This window comes from Serratia sp. Ae19-1 (assembly GCF_059801225.1).
The window spans coordinates 334,886-349,844 of sequence record NZ_JBCHWD010000001.1 but is presented as its reverse complement, the minus strand read 5'-3'; the positions used below and the strand labels follow the sequence as shown (position 1 = coordinate 349,844).

10 protein-coding genes and 5 tRNA genes are annotated in these 14,959 nt (G+C 57.7%); 11 read left to right on the top strand and 4 right to left on the bottom strand.

Annotated elements, in window-relative coordinates; all coding sequences use genetic code 11:
- Window positions 1-6: 6 nt before the first annotated feature.
- The 4 genes from chiQ to nagE all read right to left on the bottom strand — a co-directional run bounded on the left by chiQ (window position 7) and on the right by nagE (window position 6,301).
- A complete protein-coding gene (gene chiQ / locus AAIE04_RS01715; protein WP_004939944.1) occupies window positions 7-333 on the bottom strand; it encodes a ChiQ/YbfN family lipoprotein in 327 nt (108 codons plus the stop codon).
- Window positions 334-379: 46 nt separating this feature from the next.
- Window positions 380-1,783, bottom strand: a complete 1,404-nt coding sequence (gene chiP, locus AAIE04_RS01710; RefSeq protein ID WP_019454060.1) for a chitoporin ChiP — start codon at window positions 1,781-1,783, stop codon at window positions 380-382.
- Between the two features lie 576 nt (window positions 1,784-2,359).
- Entirely contained in the window at window positions 2,360-4,024 is a 1,665-nt protein-coding gene (gene glnS, locus AAIE04_RS01705) for a glutamine--tRNA ligase (protein WP_019454061.1), read from the bottom strand.
- 240 nt (window positions 4,025-4,264) lie between these two features.
- On the bottom strand, window positions 4,265-6,301 hold the full coding sequence (nagE, locus tag AAIE04_RS01700) for an N-acetylglucosamine-specific PTS transporter subunit IIBC (RefSeq protein WP_025160040.1): 2,037 nt from the start codon (window positions 6,299-6,301) through the stop codon (window positions 4,265-4,267).
- 333 nt (window positions 6,302-6,634) lie between these two features.
- Here nagE and nagB point away from each other — a divergent pair, with 333 nt between their 5' ends.
- The 11 genes from nagB to AAIE04_RS01645 all read left to right on the top strand — a co-directional run bounded on the left by nagB (window position 6,635) and on the right by AAIE04_RS01645 (window position 14,939).
- Window positions 6,635-7,435, top strand: a complete 801-nt coding sequence (gene nagB, locus AAIE04_RS01695; protein WP_004939952.1) for a glucosamine-6-phosphate deaminase — start codon at window positions 6,635-6,637, stop codon at window positions 7,433-7,435.
- 18 nt (window positions 7,436-7,453) lie between these two features.
- Window positions 7,454-8,593, top strand: coding sequence for an N-acetylglucosamine-6-phosphate deacetylase (gene nagA / locus AAIE04_RS01690; protein ID WP_025160041.1), 1,140 nt, complete (start codon window positions 7,454-7,456; stop codon window positions 8,591-8,593).
- A 27-nt stretch (window positions 8,594-8,620) separates the two neighbouring features.
- Window positions 8,621-9,841: a DNA-binding transcriptional regulator NagC gene (gene nagC, locus AAIE04_RS01685; RefSeq protein WP_019454064.1), complete on the top strand. Its 1,221-nt coding sequence runs from the start codon at window positions 8,621-8,623 to the stop codon at window positions 9,839-9,841.
- Between the two features lie 67 nt (window positions 9,842-9,908).
- On the top strand, window positions 9,909-10,661 hold the full coding sequence (locus AAIE04_RS01680; RefSeq protein WP_019454065.1) for an HAD-IIA family hydrolase: 753 nt from the start codon (window positions 9,909-9,911) through the stop codon (window positions 10,659-10,661).
- A 189-nt stretch (window positions 10,662-10,850) separates the two neighbouring features.
- Complete coding sequence (chiC, locus tag AAIE04_RS01675; protein WP_498576374.1) at window positions 10,851-12,293, top strand: chitinase ChiC; 1,443 nt, start codon at window positions 10,851-10,853, stop codon at window positions 12,291-12,293.
- 284 nt (window positions 12,294-12,577) lie between these two features.
- On the top strand, window positions 12,578-14,242 hold the full coding sequence (gene asnB / locus AAIE04_RS01670; protein WP_498576373.1) for an asparagine synthase B: 1,665 nt from the start codon (window positions 12,578-12,580) through the stop codon (window positions 14,240-14,242).
- A gap of 217 nt (window positions 14,243-14,459) precedes the next feature.
- A tRNA-Met gene (locus AAIE04_RS01665) sits at window positions 14,460-14,536 on the top strand.
- Window positions 14,537-14,552: 16 nt separating this feature from the next.
- Window positions 14,553-14,637: transfer RNA gene (locus AAIE04_RS01660), tRNA-Leu, on the top strand.
- Between the two features lie 30 nt (window positions 14,638-14,667).
- A tRNA-Gln gene (locus tag AAIE04_RS01655) sits at window positions 14,668-14,742 on the top strand.
- A 41-nt stretch (window positions 14,743-14,783) separates the two neighbouring features.
- Window positions 14,784-14,860 (top strand) — tRNA-Met (locus AAIE04_RS01650).
- A gap of 4 nt (window positions 14,861-14,864) precedes the next feature.
- Window positions 14,865-14,939, top strand: a tRNA-Gln gene (locus AAIE04_RS01645).
- Window positions 14,940-14,959: the final 20 nt, after the last annotated feature.

Genomic DNA, 14,959 nt, shown 5'->3' with positions numbered 1-14,959 from the left:
TCCTTCTTAATTATTGTTATCGCGAATTTCTTGCCACAGCTTGCCGCACTTGGCGTCGTAAGCCTGACCGTTACCGCTGTGCACCGCCATAATGCAGTTCTGATAATCCATCACCCGCACCGTTTCCTGCGCGGCGAACTGCTGGTGCTGCTTCTCTTGTTTCAACACGTTCAGCACCGCCTTGCAGGGCTGCAGACGCTCCGGCGAACCTTCGGCGGTGTTGATGCAGGCGCTGTAAGCCTGCTTCAATTTGGCGTCTTCCGGCGGCGCGGCGGGTTGCGCGCAGGCGCTCAAGGCCGCGGCGGCCGCCAACATCAGCATGATTTTTTTCATCGTTGAATTCCCTTAACTGCCCCCGGCCGCAAGGCCGGGGAACGCATCAGAAGATGGTGAATGGCGCGATGACCATGAACTTGACGTCTTTCTCGTCCTGGAAGATGTTGCCGTAACCGCCACCCCAGCTCGGGATGTTGGTGTGGTTGTCATATTGGGTGTAGTGCAGCTTGATCAGCGTGCCCTTGGCGCGCCCTTCCTGGATGGTGTACATCGCGTCCAGGCTCCAGGCGCTCTCTTTCAGGCGCTGGCTCTGATCGTAGATCGGGTTGGTGCTCGGCTTGGCGTCCCAGGCGTAGACATAAGAGCCGCCGACCGCCATGCCCGGCAGGTTCCAGTTGCTGAGGTCATACATCACGCCGGCGTACACCGCTTTCTCGCCGTTGGCGTTAAAGTCGGAGCGGTTGTCCCACCACACGTCCAGCCGACCGTTAGACGAGGCGTAGGTCGGGGTCATGCGCTGCAGGAAGAAGCCCTGATTGCCTTCCGCCTTGACCATGGTGCCTTCCAGACGCCAGTTGAACTGACCGGTGGTGTAACCGAAGGTCAGGGCCTGCAGCCAGGCCAGGCCGTCGTAGATGCTGTTCGGATCGTTCTTGTTGCTGATGCGGTCTTCCGCACCGTAGAACTGGTAACTGGTAGTCAGCGGGTTGCCCAGCACATCGAATTTGTAAGACGCCTTGGTGAAGTACTGATTCACGTAACCCTGGGCCTGGCCGAAAGCGGCTTCCAGCACCAGATCGTTTTTGAAATCGTACTTGGCGCCCAGCGAGTGCAGGTAGGAGACGCGGGTTTTCTTATCGTTCTGACGGAAATCGTCCATCTCGATATGCCACGGCGCTTTGTATTTGTCGGTCCACATGTAGGAGAAGCTCAACGCACCGGCATCGCCGTAGTCGAACTTGGCGCCGGCCTCGGCGCCCTGATAGGTGCCCGGCATAAAGCTCCAGTGCGGCGCCAGCAGGGTTTGGCCGCTCGGCTGAATGTAGCCGGCGCGCGCCCAGACCGGGCCGTATTTGAACTTGGCGGCGGCTTTGTACAGGCTAACGCCGCCTTTGTCGCCGGAGTAGTCTTCGTCGTAGGTACGGTTCTTCGAGGAGAACGCGATCTCGTTCGGGTGGCCGCTGGCGCTGGATTCAGCCAGTTCGATGGCGGTGAAGGCGCCGACATCCAGGCCGAACATGTCCCAGGCGTAGCCCGAGGCGAAATCCAGGCTCAGGTTGGCGGTAGAGTGCGACAGATTGGTGGTATATTGGTTGTAATCCTTGCTGTCCGGATTGAGATCTTTACGGTCGCGCTCACGTTGCCAGTAATAGATGCCGCCGGTCAGCGTGGAATCATCGATAAACCCTGCGGCTTTCGCCTCAGGCGCCATGGCAAACCCTGTTCCCAACAGCGCGCCCGCGACTGCGAGCGCCAGCGTTTTACGCTGAGCACCGTGCGTACCCATATTGAAATTCCTCTTTGACTTAACTTAAAAGTTGCAGCCGCCTGTGTTCACCACTGCCCTGCACGACTGCCAATAAAAAACCCGAACGGGTAAAAAATATTGCCGACGAGATGTTATTCCCACAGCACTAATTGCTACAGACAGACTATTTTTCGCGACACGAATTATCAAATGAAAAGTGCGGAAGATTTGTCAAAGTATGACAAGGAGCACATATCAGTGATAATTTGTTACGCCAGCGATCATGGAGGGTTTCGAATAAAAAATTCAATTAAATCAGAATAAACACAGATATAAGGTCAACCAGAGACGATTAATGGTTTCAGCCTGAGCTAATTCGTCAGTCAGAAGATAAAATCTGAGAGCGCTCTCTAGATGAAATTAATTCGCATCACGAATATATAAGAAAAATTTAATACTATTAAGGCCAATATCAAGAAGCTTATTGGTTAACGCGCCGTAATTAATTTAGCGCCCGCTAGAAAATGGGAGAGGAATGGGTTGTTTGCTCAATCGCAGGCATAAAAAAGCGCGGCCTAAGCCGCGCTGATACATTAATTTTCGAGGCGATTAAGATTAGCCTTCGATTTTCGCCCAGGTGTCACGCAGGCCGACAGTGCGGTTAAACACCAAATGTTCGGCCGAAGAGTAACGGCTGTCGGCGCAGAAGTAGCCTTCACGTTCGAACTGATAGGCCTTCTCCGGCTGTGCGGCCGCCAGGCTCGGCTCGACGAAGCCGTGCTTGATCACCAGCGATTCCGGGTTGATGGTGGAGAGGAAATCCTCCGCCGCGCCCGGGTTAGGCACGCTGAACAGGCGATCGTACAGGCGAATTTCCGCCGGCAGCGCGTGCGCCGCAGACACCCAGTGGATCACGCCCTTCACCTTGCGGCCGTCGGCAGGATCCTTGCTCAGCGTTTCCGCATCGTAGCTGCAGAAGATGGTGGTGATCTCGCCCGCTTCGTCTTTCTCGACGCGCTCGGCCTTAATCACGTACGCATTGCGCAGACGCACTTCCTTGCCCAACACCAGACGCTTGTACTGCTTGTTGGCTTCTTCGCGGAAGTCGGCGCGATCGATATAGATCTCGCGGCTGAACGGCACATCACGGCTGCCCATTTCCGGCTTGTTCGGATGGTTTGGCATGGTGACCATTTCCACCGCGTCGCCCATGTTCTCGATAACGATTTTCACCGGATCCAGCACCGCCATGGCGCGCGGCGCGTTTTCGTTCAGATCGTCGCGAATGCAGGATTCCAGCGCCATCATTTCAACGTTGTTATCTTGCTTGGTCACGCCGATGCGCAGGCAGAACTCGCGAATCGAAGCGGCGGTATAACCGCGACGACGCAGCCCGGAAACGGTCGGCATGCGCGGGTCATCCCAGCCTTCGACGATCTTCTCGGCCACCAGCTGGTGCAGCTTGCGCTTCGACATGATGGCGTATTCGAGGTTCAGACGCGAAAACTCGTACTGACGCGGGTGGCAAGGAATGGTGATGTTATCCAGCACCCAGTCATACAGACGGCGGTTATCCTGGAACTCCAGGGTGCACAGCGAATGGGTGATCCCTTCCAGCGCATCGGAAATGCAGTGGGTGAAATCGTACATCGGGTAGATGCACCATTTGTTGCCGGTCTGGTGGTGTTCGGCGAACTTGATGCGGTACAGCACCGGATCGCGCATCACGATAAACGGCGAAGCCATATCGATCTTGGCGCGCAGGCAGGCGGCGCCCTCGGCGAACTCGCCGTTGCGCATCTTCTCGAACAGCGCCAGGTTCTCTTCCACGCTGCGGCCGCGGTACGGGCTGTCTTTGCCCGGCGCGGTCAGGGTGCCGCGATATTCACGGATCTGCTCCGGCGACAGTTCGTCGACGTAAGCCAGACCCTTGGTGATCAGCTCAACCGCATATTGATGCAGCTGATCGAAATAGTCTGAGGAGTAACGAACGTTGCCGCTCCACTCAAAGCCCAGCCACTCCACGTCATGCTTGATTGACTCCACGAACTCGATGTCTTCTTTCACCGGGTTGGTGTCATCGAAGCGCAGATTGCACTGGCCCTGATAGTCCTTGGCGATGCCGAAGTTCAGGCAGATGGACTTGGCGTGGCCGATATGCAGGTAGCCGTTAGGCTCCGGCGGGAAGCGGGTATGAACCGACGTGTGTTTCCCCGACGCCAGATCTTCATCGACGATCTGACGGATAAAATTGGTTGGGCGGGCTTCAGCCTCACTCATTTCACTGTTCCTCAATGCAAAGCGCTACACATAACCGCCTATGATCCAACAAGCCACGTCTGGAAACAACCGTTTGTTTCACGAAAAATGCGGCGCATTGCACCATCGACGCGCAGCGCACCGCAGTGGGGCGAAACGGGATAAAAAAAGCGGGAAGAGATCGCTCTCTTCCCGCCAAGTCGGGGCAAACTCCGCCATGATGCGTGACCGGCCCCAGGTACTACTCAGGTAAAAACAGCCTTATTTCTGGATCTCGTACAGCTTGGTCTGGCCGGCGACCACCGAGCCGCTGGCCAGTGCAGCCAGGCCGGCGTAGTCGTCAGAGTTGCTGACCACCACCGGGCTTATCATCGAACGTGCGTTGGCGTTCAGATAATCCAGATCCAGTTCCAGAATCGGTTGACCGGCTTTCACTTCCGCGCCCTCTTCCACCAGGCGTTTGAAGCCCTGGCCTTCCAGCGCGACGGTGTCGATCCCCATGTGCACCACGATCTCGGCGCCCTTGTCGGTTTCCAGGCAGAATGCGTGGTTGGTGTTGAAGATTTTCACCACGGTGCCGTCAGCCGGCGCCACGACGATGCTATCGGTCGGGCGAATCGCCAGGCCGTCGCCCACCGCCTTGCTGGCGAAGGCTTCGTCCGGCACCTGATCGAGCGCCACCACTTCACCGGTTACCGGTGCCACCAGCGTTTCAAACGCGGCTTTCGGCGCGTTCGGCACCGCCTGCGGTTTGGCTTCCGCTGCAGGCGCAGCCGCCGGAGCCGCCGCTGCCGCTACCGGGCCGGCCGCGATCACGTTGCGCATCGCGCTGGCGATAAGTTCGGCACGCGTGCCGACGATCACTTGCACGCTTTGCTTGTTCAGGCGGATAACGCCGGATGCGCCGAGGCGTTTCGCCAATGCGTCATTCACCAGCGCGGAGTCTTTCACGTTCAGGCGCAGACGGGTGATGCAGGCATCGATGCCGGTCAGGTTGTCGGAACCGCCGATCGCGCCGACGTAACGGCGAGCCAGCGTGGTGGTTTCGTTCTCGTCTTTACCGGCGTTGCTGTCGACGTTGACGTCGTAGCCGTCGGTTTCGTCACCGGCAACCGCCAGTTCGCGGCCCGGGGTCATCAGGTTGAACTTATTGATGGTGAAGCGGAACACCACATAGTAGATAACGAAGAACACCAGGCCTTGCGGGATCAGCATGTACCAGTGGGTCGCCAGCGGGTTGCGGGACGACAACACCATATCCACCAGCCCGGCGCTGAAGCCGAAACCGGCGATCCAGTGCATGCTGGCAGCGATGAACACCGAGATACCGGTCAGCACGGCGTGGATTACATACAGCACCGGCGCCACGAACATGAAGGAGAATTCCAGCGGTTCGGTGATACCGGTAAAGAAGGCGGCGAAAGCGGCCGCCAGCATGATGCCCGCCACTTTGGCTTTGTTCTCAGGACGCGCGCAGTGATAAATGGCCAGCGCCGCACCCGGCAGACCGAACATCATGATTGGGAAGAAGCCCGCCTGATAACGGCCGGTGATGCCGACAACCGCTTTACCGGCTTCGATCGACTGCTGGCCGCCGAGGAAGTTAGGGATATCGTTGATGCCGGCCACGTCGAACCAGAACACCGAGTTCAGCGCGTGGTGCAGGCCAACCGGAATCAGCAGGCGGTTGAAGAAGGCATAGATGCCCGCGCCGACCGAGCCCATTTTCTGGATGTGTTCACCGAAGTTCACCAGACCGTTGAAGATCACCGGCCAGATGTACATCAGAATGAAAGCGACCAGGATCATCAGGAAGGAGATGAGGATCGGCACCAGGCGGCGGCCGCTGAAGAACGACAGCGCCTTAGGCAGCTCGACGCCGCTGAAGCGGTTGTACACTTCGGCGGAGATGATACCCACCAGAATACCGACGAACTGGTTCTGGATTTTGCCGAACGCGGCAGGCACCTGATCCAGCGGGATCTTCTGAATCATCGACACGGCGGCCGGCGAACAGAGGGTGGTCAGCACCAGGAAGCCGACGAAACCGGTCAACGCGGCGGCGCCGTCCTTGTCTTTGGACATGCCGTAGGCCACGCCGATAGCGAACAGCACCGACATGTTGTCGATGATAGCGGAGCCGGATTTAATGAAGAAAGCGGCGAGCGCGTTGTCGCCGCCCCAACCAACAGGGTCAATCCAGTACCCGACGCCCATCAAGATGGCGGCGGCGGGCAGCGTGGCGACCGGCACCATCAGCGCCCGTCCCACCTTTTGCAAATAACTAAGAATGTTCACCTTTTCCCCCTATGTTGTCCGCGGACGGACCCTATTAGTAGTTTATTTGGAGCTCTCACTACCTTTTTAGAAACAACGCATGGCACGTATCACTCATGCCGAGTGTAAAAAATTTATTTTGTATCGCAAATTAAAACCTCCCTTTTTGTGATAAATATCACCAAAAAGTAGTCTTTACCTCCCAGATTGCTGGCCATCACACAAAACTTATTTTATCATTCAAAAAATCAACCGGACGGACGATTCACGCGAGAATCATAAAGCTGGGTTACGCTTACGACTCCGCAGGCCCGTACAGTATAGCTTTAGTTTACTTATCCCAAGAGGTGTTAGATGAGACTTATCCCACTGAAAGATACCGCACAAGTCGGCAAATGGGCCGCGCGTCATATCGTTCAACGCATCAACGCATTCAAGCCAACCGCAGAGCGCCCGTTTGTGCTCGGCCTGCCTACCGGCGGCACGCCGCTGGAAGCCTACAAACATCTGATTGCGATGCACAAAGCAGGTGAAGTAAGCTTTAAGCATGTTGTGACTTTCAACATGGACGAGTACGTTGGCCTGCCGCAGGAACACCCGGAAAGCTACCACACCTTCATGTACCGCAACTTCTTTGACCACGTTGATATTCCTCGTGAAAACATCAACCTGCTGAACGGCAACGCCGCGGATGTCGACGCCGAGTGCCGCCAGTACGAAGAGAAGATCAAGTCTTACGGCAAAATTAACCTGTTCATGGGCGGCGTGGGCATCGACGGCCACATCGCGTTCAACGAACCGGCTTCGTCCCTGGCTTCGCGCACCCGCATCAAAACGCTGACCGAAGACACCCGCATCGCCAACTCGCGCTTCTTCGGCGGCGACGTCAGCCTGGTGCCGAAATATGCGCTGACCGTCGGCGTGGGCACGCTGCTGGACGCGGAAGAAGTGATGATCCTGGTGACCGGCCACGCCAAGGCGCAGGCACTGGAAGCCGCAGTGGAAGGCAACATCAACCACATGTGGACCATCAGTTGCCTGCAGCTGCACGCCAAAGCAGTGGTGGTGTGCGACGAACCGGCCACCATGGAGCTGAAAGTCAAAACCGTCAAATACTTCCGCGAGTTAGAAGCGGAAAGCGTTAAAAGTCTTTAATCTTTGCAGGGGGCTACGATGTTCGCTTTAACCCACGGCCGAATCTATACCGGCCACGACGTACTTGATGACCATGCAGTCATTATCGCTGATGGGCTGATCGAGAGAGTCTGCCCGGCGGCTGAATTGCCCGCCGGCATCGAAACGCGCGACCTGGGTGGCGCCATCCTGGCCCCCGGGCTTATCGACGTGCAGCTGAACGGCTGCGGCGGCGTACAGTTCAACGATTCGCTGGAAGCGATTTCGGAGGAAACGCTGGAGATCATGCAGCGCGCCAACGAGAAATCCGGCTGCACCAGCTATCTGCCGACGCTGATCACCAGCAGCGACGAATTCATGAAGCACAGCGTCGACGTGATGCGCGCTTATCTGAAAAAGCACCAAAACCAGGCGCTGGGCCTGCACCTGGAAGGGCCGTATCTCAGCCCGGTGAAAAAAGGCACCCATAACCCGGCGTTCATTCGCAAGCCAACTCAGGAAATGATCGATTACCTGTGTGCCAACGCCGACGTGATCACCAAGGTGACGCTGGCGCCGGAAATGGTTGAGCCGCACTTTATCAAGCAGCTGACCGAGGCCGGCATCGTGGTCTCCGCCGGCCACTCTAACGCCACCTACGATCAGGCGCGCACCGGCTTCGCCGCCGGCATCAGCTTCGCCACCCACCTGTACAACGCCATGCCGTATATCACCGGCCGCGAACCGGGGCTGATGGGCGCGATCTTCGATACGCCGGAGGTCTATACCGGCATCATCGCCGACGGCCATCACGTGGCTTGGGCGAGTATCCGTAACGCCAAACGCCTGAAAGGTGATAAATTGGTGCTGGTCACCGACGCGACCGCGCCGGCGGGTGCAGATATTGACCAATTTATTTTCGCCGGTAAAACAATATACTATCGGGACGGGCTGTGCGTGGATGAGAACGGTACCCTGAGCGGTTCCGCACTGACCATGATCGAAGCGGTGCAAAACAGCGTCGAGCATATCGGCATCGCGCTGGACGAAGCGCTGCGCATGGCGACGCTGTACCCGGCGCGCGCCATCGGCGTCGAGCACCGTCTGGGCACCATCGAAGCCGGCAAGGTGGCTAACCTGACCGCCTTCACCCGTGATTTCAAGATCACCAAAACGCTCGTTAACGGTAACGAGGTTTAATTCAATGAACAGCGAGTAACATTATTGATGAGCACTGGCGGACAAGCACAAATAGGGAACGTTGACTTAGTCAAACAACTTAACGGCGCGGCAGTTTACCGCCTGATCGACCAGCAGGGCCCGATCTCGCGCATTCAAATTGCCGAACTCAGCCAGCTTGCCCCCGCCAGCGTCACCAAAATTACTCGCCAGCTGCTGGAGCGCGGGCTGATCAAAGAAGTCGATCAGCAAGCCTCCACCGGCGGCCGCCGCGCGATCTCCATCGTGTCGGAAACCCGTCATTTCCATACCGTCGCGGTGCGTCTCGGCCGTCACGATGCCACCATCACCCTGTATGACATGAGCGGTAAATCGCTCAGCGAAGAACACTATCCGCTGCCGGAACGCACCCAGGAAACGCTGGAGAATGCGCTGTTCGCTGCCATCGCCCAATTCATCGACGCTAACCAGCGCCGCCTGCGCGAGCTGATCGCCATCGCGGTGATCCTGCCTGGCCTGGTGGATCCGGCGCTGGGCGTGGTGCGCTACATGCCGCACATCAGCGTCAGCAACTGGGCACTGGTGGATAATCTGCAGCAGCGCTTCAACGTCACCAGCTTCGTCGGCCACGACATCCGCAGCCTGGCGCTGGCGGAGCACTACTTCGGTGCCACCCGCGACTGCGAAGACTCGATTCTGGTGCGCCTGCACCGCGGCACCGGCGCCGGCATCATCGTCAACGGGCAGATTTTTCTCGGCAACAACGGCAACGTCGGCGAGATCGGCCATATCCAAATCGATCCGCTGGGTGAACGCTGCCACTGCGGCAACTTCGGCTGCCTGGAAACGGTGGCCGCCAACGCGGCGATCGAACAGCGCGTGCGCCAGCTGCTGAGCCAGGGCTACCCGAGCAAACTGACGCTGGAAGACTGCGGCATCAATGCCATCTGCAAGGCCGCCAACCGCGGCGATCTGCTGGCCAGCGAAGTGATCGAGCACGTCGGCCGCTATCTGGGCAAGGCGGTGGCCATCGCCATCAACCTGTTCAATCCGCAGAAGGTGGTGATCGCCGGTGAGATCACCGAAGCGGACAAGGTGCTGCTGCCGGCCATCCAGAGCTGCATCAATACCCAGGTGCTGAAGGACTTCCGCAAAAACTTGCCGGTCGTGACCTCCGAACTCAATCATCGCTCGGCGATCGGCGCTTTCGCCCTGGCCAAACGCGCGATGCTCAACGGCGTGCTCTTGCAGCGATTGCTGGAAAGCTGATCCGCCGCTTCTGGCAGGTGTGTTATCGTCACCCCTTGCCTGCCGTAATCATGAGAAACAGCGACAAATGAAAATCAAAAACGTTATATGCGATATCGACGGCGTGCTGCTGCATGACAATACGCCGGTACCCGGCGCCGACCTGTTCCTGGCGCGCATCCAGGAACAAGGCATGCCGCTGGTGGTGCTGACCAACTATCCGTCGCAAACCGCGCAGGATCTGGCGAACCGCTTCGCCTCCGCCGGGCTGGAAGTGCCGGAGAGCGCGTTCTACACCTCGGCGATGGCCACCGCCGATTTCCTGCGCCGTCAGGAAGGCAAAAAGGCCTACGTAGTCGGCGAAGGCGCCCTGATCCATGAGCTGTACAAAGCCGGCTTCACCATCACCGATATCAACCCGGACTTCGTGATCGTCGGGGAAACCCGCTCTTACAACTGGGAAATGATGCACAAAGCCGCCTACTTCGTCAGCAACGGCGCGCGCTTTATCGCCACCAACCCGGATAGCCACGGCCACGGCTTCTCGCCGGCCTGCGGCGCGCTGTGCGCCCCCATCGAGAAGATCACCGGCCGCAAACCGTTTTACGTCGGCAAGCCCAGCCCGTGGATCATTCGCGCCGCATTGAACAAAATGCAGGCGCACTCGGAAGAGACGGTGATCGTCGGCGACAACCTGCGCACCGATATTCTGGCAGGCTTCCAGGCCGGCCTGGAAACCGTTCTGGTGTTGTCCGGCGTCTCCACGCTGAGCGACATCGAAACCATGCCGTTCCGCCCGAGCTACGTCTACCCTTCCGTCGCCGATATCACCCTTTTCTGATACGGCCATGGCGGCTGCCCGGCCGCCATTATTTCCCTCTCTTTATCGCCAGCGTGAATTTAATTCGCGCATGCCCGTAAAAGGTTTCAGCCTGCCTGCGTTAAAAATCCTCATTATAACTTTACGCCCCGCCAATAAAGGATATTGCCGGCGAGCGGAAAACCCTTACCCCTGATTAATGAGGCCACCATGAGCACAAATAACAGTATTAATGCCCTCGCCGCCGATGACGCGGCCACTATGCCGACGATCGCCAATAAAAAAATCCTGATGGGTTTCTGGCACAACTGGGCCGCCGGCGCCAGTGACGGCTATCAGCAGGGCCAGTTCGCCAATATGAACCTGACCGACATTCCCGCCGAGTACAACGTGGTGGCCGTCGCCTTTATGAAAGGCCAGGGCATCCCGACCTTCAAGCCTTACAACCTGTCCGACGCCGAGTTTCGTCGCCAGGTGGGCGTGTTGAACAGCCAGGGCCGCGCGGTGCTGATCTCCCTCGGCGGTGCAGACGCGCACATCGAGCTGAAGGCCGGCGACGAAGACAAGCTGAAAGACGAGATTATTCGCCTGGTGGAAGTCTATGGCTTCGACGGTCTGGATATCGATCTGGAACAGGCGGCGATCGGTGCCGCCAATAATAAAATCGTCTTGCCTGCGGCGTTGAAAAAAGTAAAAGACTATTACGCCGCGCAGGGAAAAAACTTTATTATCAGCATGGCGCCGGAATTCCCGTATTTACGCACCAACGGCACCTATCTGGATTATATCAACGCCCTTGAAGACTATTACGACTTTATCGCGCCGCAATATTACAACCAGGGCGGCGACGGTATTTGGGTCGATGAACTCAACGCCTGGATCACGCAGAATAACGACGCCATGAAAGAGGACTTCCTCTACTATCTGACGGAAAGCCTGGTCACCGGCACCCGCGGCTATGCGAAGATCCCGGCGGCGAAATTCGTCATCGGCCTGCCGAGCAACAACGACGCTGCCGCCACCGGCTACGTGGTCAACAAACAGGCGGTGTATAACGCCTTCTCGCGTCTCGACGCCAAAAACCTGTCGATCAAGGGTCTGATGACCTGGTCAATCAACTGGGACAACGGCAAGAGCAAAGCCGGCGTAGCCTACAATTGGGAGTTCAAAACCCGCTATGCGCCGCTGATTCAGGGTGGCGTTACCCCGCCGCCGGGAAAGCCTAATGCGCCGACGGCGCTGACGGTCTCCGAACTGGGCGCCACTTCGCTGAAACTGAGCTGGGCCGCCGCCACCGGCGCTTTCCCGATCGCCAGCTACACCGTCTATCGCAACGGCAACCCGATCGGCCAGACCGCCGGCCTGTCGCTGGCCGACAGCGGCCTGACCCCGGCCACCCAATACAGCTACTTCGTTACCGCCACCGATACCCAGGGCAATACCTCGCTGCCCAGCAGCGCGTTGGCGGTCAAAACCGCCAACGACGGAACGCCGCCCGATCCGGGCGCGCCCGAGTGGCAGAACAGCCACAGCTATAAAGCCGGCGATGTGGTGAGCTATAAAGGCAAGAAATACACCTGCATTCAGGCGCACACCTCAAACGTCGCCTGGACGCCGGACGTCGCCTTCACCCTGTGGCAACTCATCGCCTAATCGCTAATCGATTGCCGGTCGCACTGGCCGGCAATCCTGCTATCGCGTTAAAAATTGCATAATCGATAATTTTTAACGCCGATAACTGAAAATCCGTCAAAAACCATCACCACACAAACAACTATTTCTCAGCGTAGGGCTAAAACGCTTGCATCTCCTGCAGCTTTAGGCGCATTTTCATAACCACAGCGCAGCAAAACCGCGTTATCGCTGATGAATCGGCAATGCTGCCCATAACAGTAAAAAACAACATCACAGTCATAAAAGCCCGTTAGGAGAGTTGTATGTGTTCTATTTTCGGTGTGCTCGATCTGAAGTCCGATCCCGTTGAACTGCGCAAGAAAGCGCTGGAACTGTCGCGCCTGATGCGCCATCGCGGCCCGGATTGGTCCGGCGTTTACGCCAGCGATAAAGCCATTCTGGCTCACGAACGCCTGTCGATCGTCGACGTCAACAACGGCGCTCAACCGCTGTACAACGCTGCGCACACCCACGTTTTGGCGGTCAACGGCGAAATTTACAACCATCAGGTGCTGCGCCAGCAGCTGAGCGAGCGCTATGCTTTCCAGACCGGCTCCGACTGTGAAGTGATCCTGGCGCTGTATCAGGAGAAGGGCCCGGACTTCCTCGACGATCTGCAAGGCATGTTCGCCTTCGCCCTGTATGACACCGAGAAAGACGCCTACCTGATCGGCCGCGATCATCTGGGCATCATCCCGCTGTACATGGGCCACGACGAGCACGGCAACCTGTACGTCGCCTCGGAAATGAAAGCGCTGGTGCCGGTATGCCGCACCATCAAGGAATTCCCGGCCGGCAGCTACCTGTGGAGCCAGGACGGGGAGATTCGTGAATACTATCGCCGCGACTGGTTCGATTACGACAGCGTCAAGGACAATGTGACCGACGCCGCCGCCCTGCGCACCGCGCTGGAAGAGTCGGTGAAAAGCCACCTGATGTCCGACGTGCCTTACGGCGTGCTACTGTCGGGCGGGCTGGATTCCTCGGTCATCTCGGCGATCACCAAGAAGTACGCCGCGCGCCGCGTGGAAGATCAGGAACGCAGCGAGGCCTGGTGGCCGCAGCTGCACTCCTTCGCCGTCGGCCTGGAGGGCTCGCCGGATCTGCGCGCCGCGCAGGAGGTGGCCAACCATCTGGGCACCGTGCACCATGAAATCCACTTCACCGTGCAGGAAGGCCTGGATGCCATCCGCGACGTGATTTATCACATCGAAACCTACGACGTCACCACCATTCGCGCATCGACGCCAATGTACCTGATGTCGCGCAAAATCAAGGCGATGGGCATCAAGATGGTGCTGTCCGGCGAAGGCGCGGACGAAGTGTTCGGCGGCTACCTTTACTTCCATAAGGCGCCGGACGCCCGCGAATTCCACGAAGAAACCGTGCGCAAACTGCTGGCGCTGCATATGTTCGACTGTGCGCGTGCCAACAAGGCGATGTCCGCCTGGGGCGTTGAAGCCCGCGTGCCATTCCTGGACAAGAAATTCCTCGACGTGGCGATGCGCATTAACCCGAAAGATAAAATGTGCGGCAACGGCAAAATGGAAAAGCACATCGTCCGCGAATGTTTCGAGTCCTATTTGCCGGCCAGCGTGGCCTGGCGCCAGAAAGAGCAGTTCTCCGACGGCGTCGGCTACAGCTGGATCGACACGCTAAAAGAGGTCGCTGCGCAGCAAATTAGCGATCAACAGCTCGAAACCGCGCGTTTCCGCTTCCCGTACAACACGCCGACCTCGAAAGAAGGCTACCTGTACCGCGAAATCTTCGAGGAGCTGTTCCCGCTGCCGAGCGCCGCCGAATGCGTGCCGGGCGGCCCATCCGTCGCCTGCTCGTCCGCCAAGGCCATCGAGTGGGATGAATCGTTCAAGAAGATGGACGATCCTTCCGGCCGCGCCGTCGGCGTGCACCAGGCCGCCTATAAATAATCGCGCGGCATTCTCCCCGGGGCGGGCCTTTTGGCCCGCCTTTTTGTTGCCTTTTCCGCCCGCCAACTGCCTGAATTGCCGATTTTATCGCCATAATGTTCACAACCCAGACAAACGGCGCTTCCGGGCGCTTTTTCGGGAAAAAACTTGTTGACGCAAATCGGTCATATACGCATAATGCGCCCCGCAACGCCGATGAAGGCAAAGCAAAAAAGAGGGCTACGTAGCTCAGCTGGTTAGAGCACATCACTCATAATGATGGGGTCACAGGTTCGAATCCCGTCGTAGCCACCATCTCTTTTTTGCATTTGCGGGAGTGGCGAAATTGGTAGACGCACCAGATTTAGGTTCTGGCGCCGCAAGGTGTGCGAGTTCAAGTCTCGCCTCCCGCACCATTTCTCTTCATCGTCGGCGCAGTATGTTGATGGGGTATCGCCAAGCGGTAAGGCACCGGTTTTTGATACCGGCATTCCCTGGTTCGAATCCAGGTACCCCAGCCATAACAAACTGCTTGCAAATCAAAGAAGTAAAAAGTAACATCGGCTACGTAGCTCAGCTGGTTAGAGCACATCACTCATAATGATGGGGTCACAGGTTCAAATCCCGTCGTAGCCACCATAATTGGGGTGTCGCCAAGCGGTAAGGCTCTGGTTTCTGATACCAGCATACCCAGGTTCGAATCCTGGCACCCCAGCCATATTTAGAAAAGCCCGCTTC

Excerpts from the sequence above, each read along its gene's own strand:
- chiQ (WP_004939944.1), bottom strand. The coding sequence starts at position 333 with ATGAAAAAAATCATGCTGATGTTGGCGGCCGCCGCGGCCTTGAGCGCC.
- chiP (WP_019454060.1), bottom strand. The coding sequence starts at position 1,783 with ATGGGTACGCACGGTGCTCAGCGTAAAACGCTGGCGCTCGCAGTCGCG.
- glnS (WP_019454061.1), bottom strand. The coding sequence starts at position 4,024 with ATGAGTGAGGCTGAAGCCCGCCCAACCAATTTTATCCGTCAGATCGTC.
- nagB (WP_004939952.1), top strand. The coding sequence starts at position 6,635 with ATGAGACTTATCCCACTGAAAGATACCGCACAAGTCGGCAAATGGGCC.
- nagA (WP_025160041.1), top strand. The coding sequence starts at position 7,454 with ATGTTCGCTTTAACCCACGGCCGAATCTATACCGGCCACGACGTACTT.
- nagC (WP_019454064.1), top strand. The coding sequence starts at position 8,621 with ATGAGCACTGGCGGACAAGCACAAATAGGGAACGTTGACTTAGTCAAA.
- AAIE04_RS01680 (WP_019454065.1), top strand. The coding sequence starts at position 9,909 with ATGAAAATCAAAAACGTTATATGCGATATCGACGGCGTGCTGCTGCAT.
- chiC (WP_498576374.1), top strand. The coding sequence starts at position 10,851 with ATGAGCACAAATAACAGTATTAATGCCCTCGCCGCCGATGACGCGGCC.
- asnB (WP_498576373.1), top strand. The coding sequence starts at position 12,578 with ATGTGTTCTATTTTCGGTGTGCTCGATCTGAAGTCCGATCCCGTTGAA.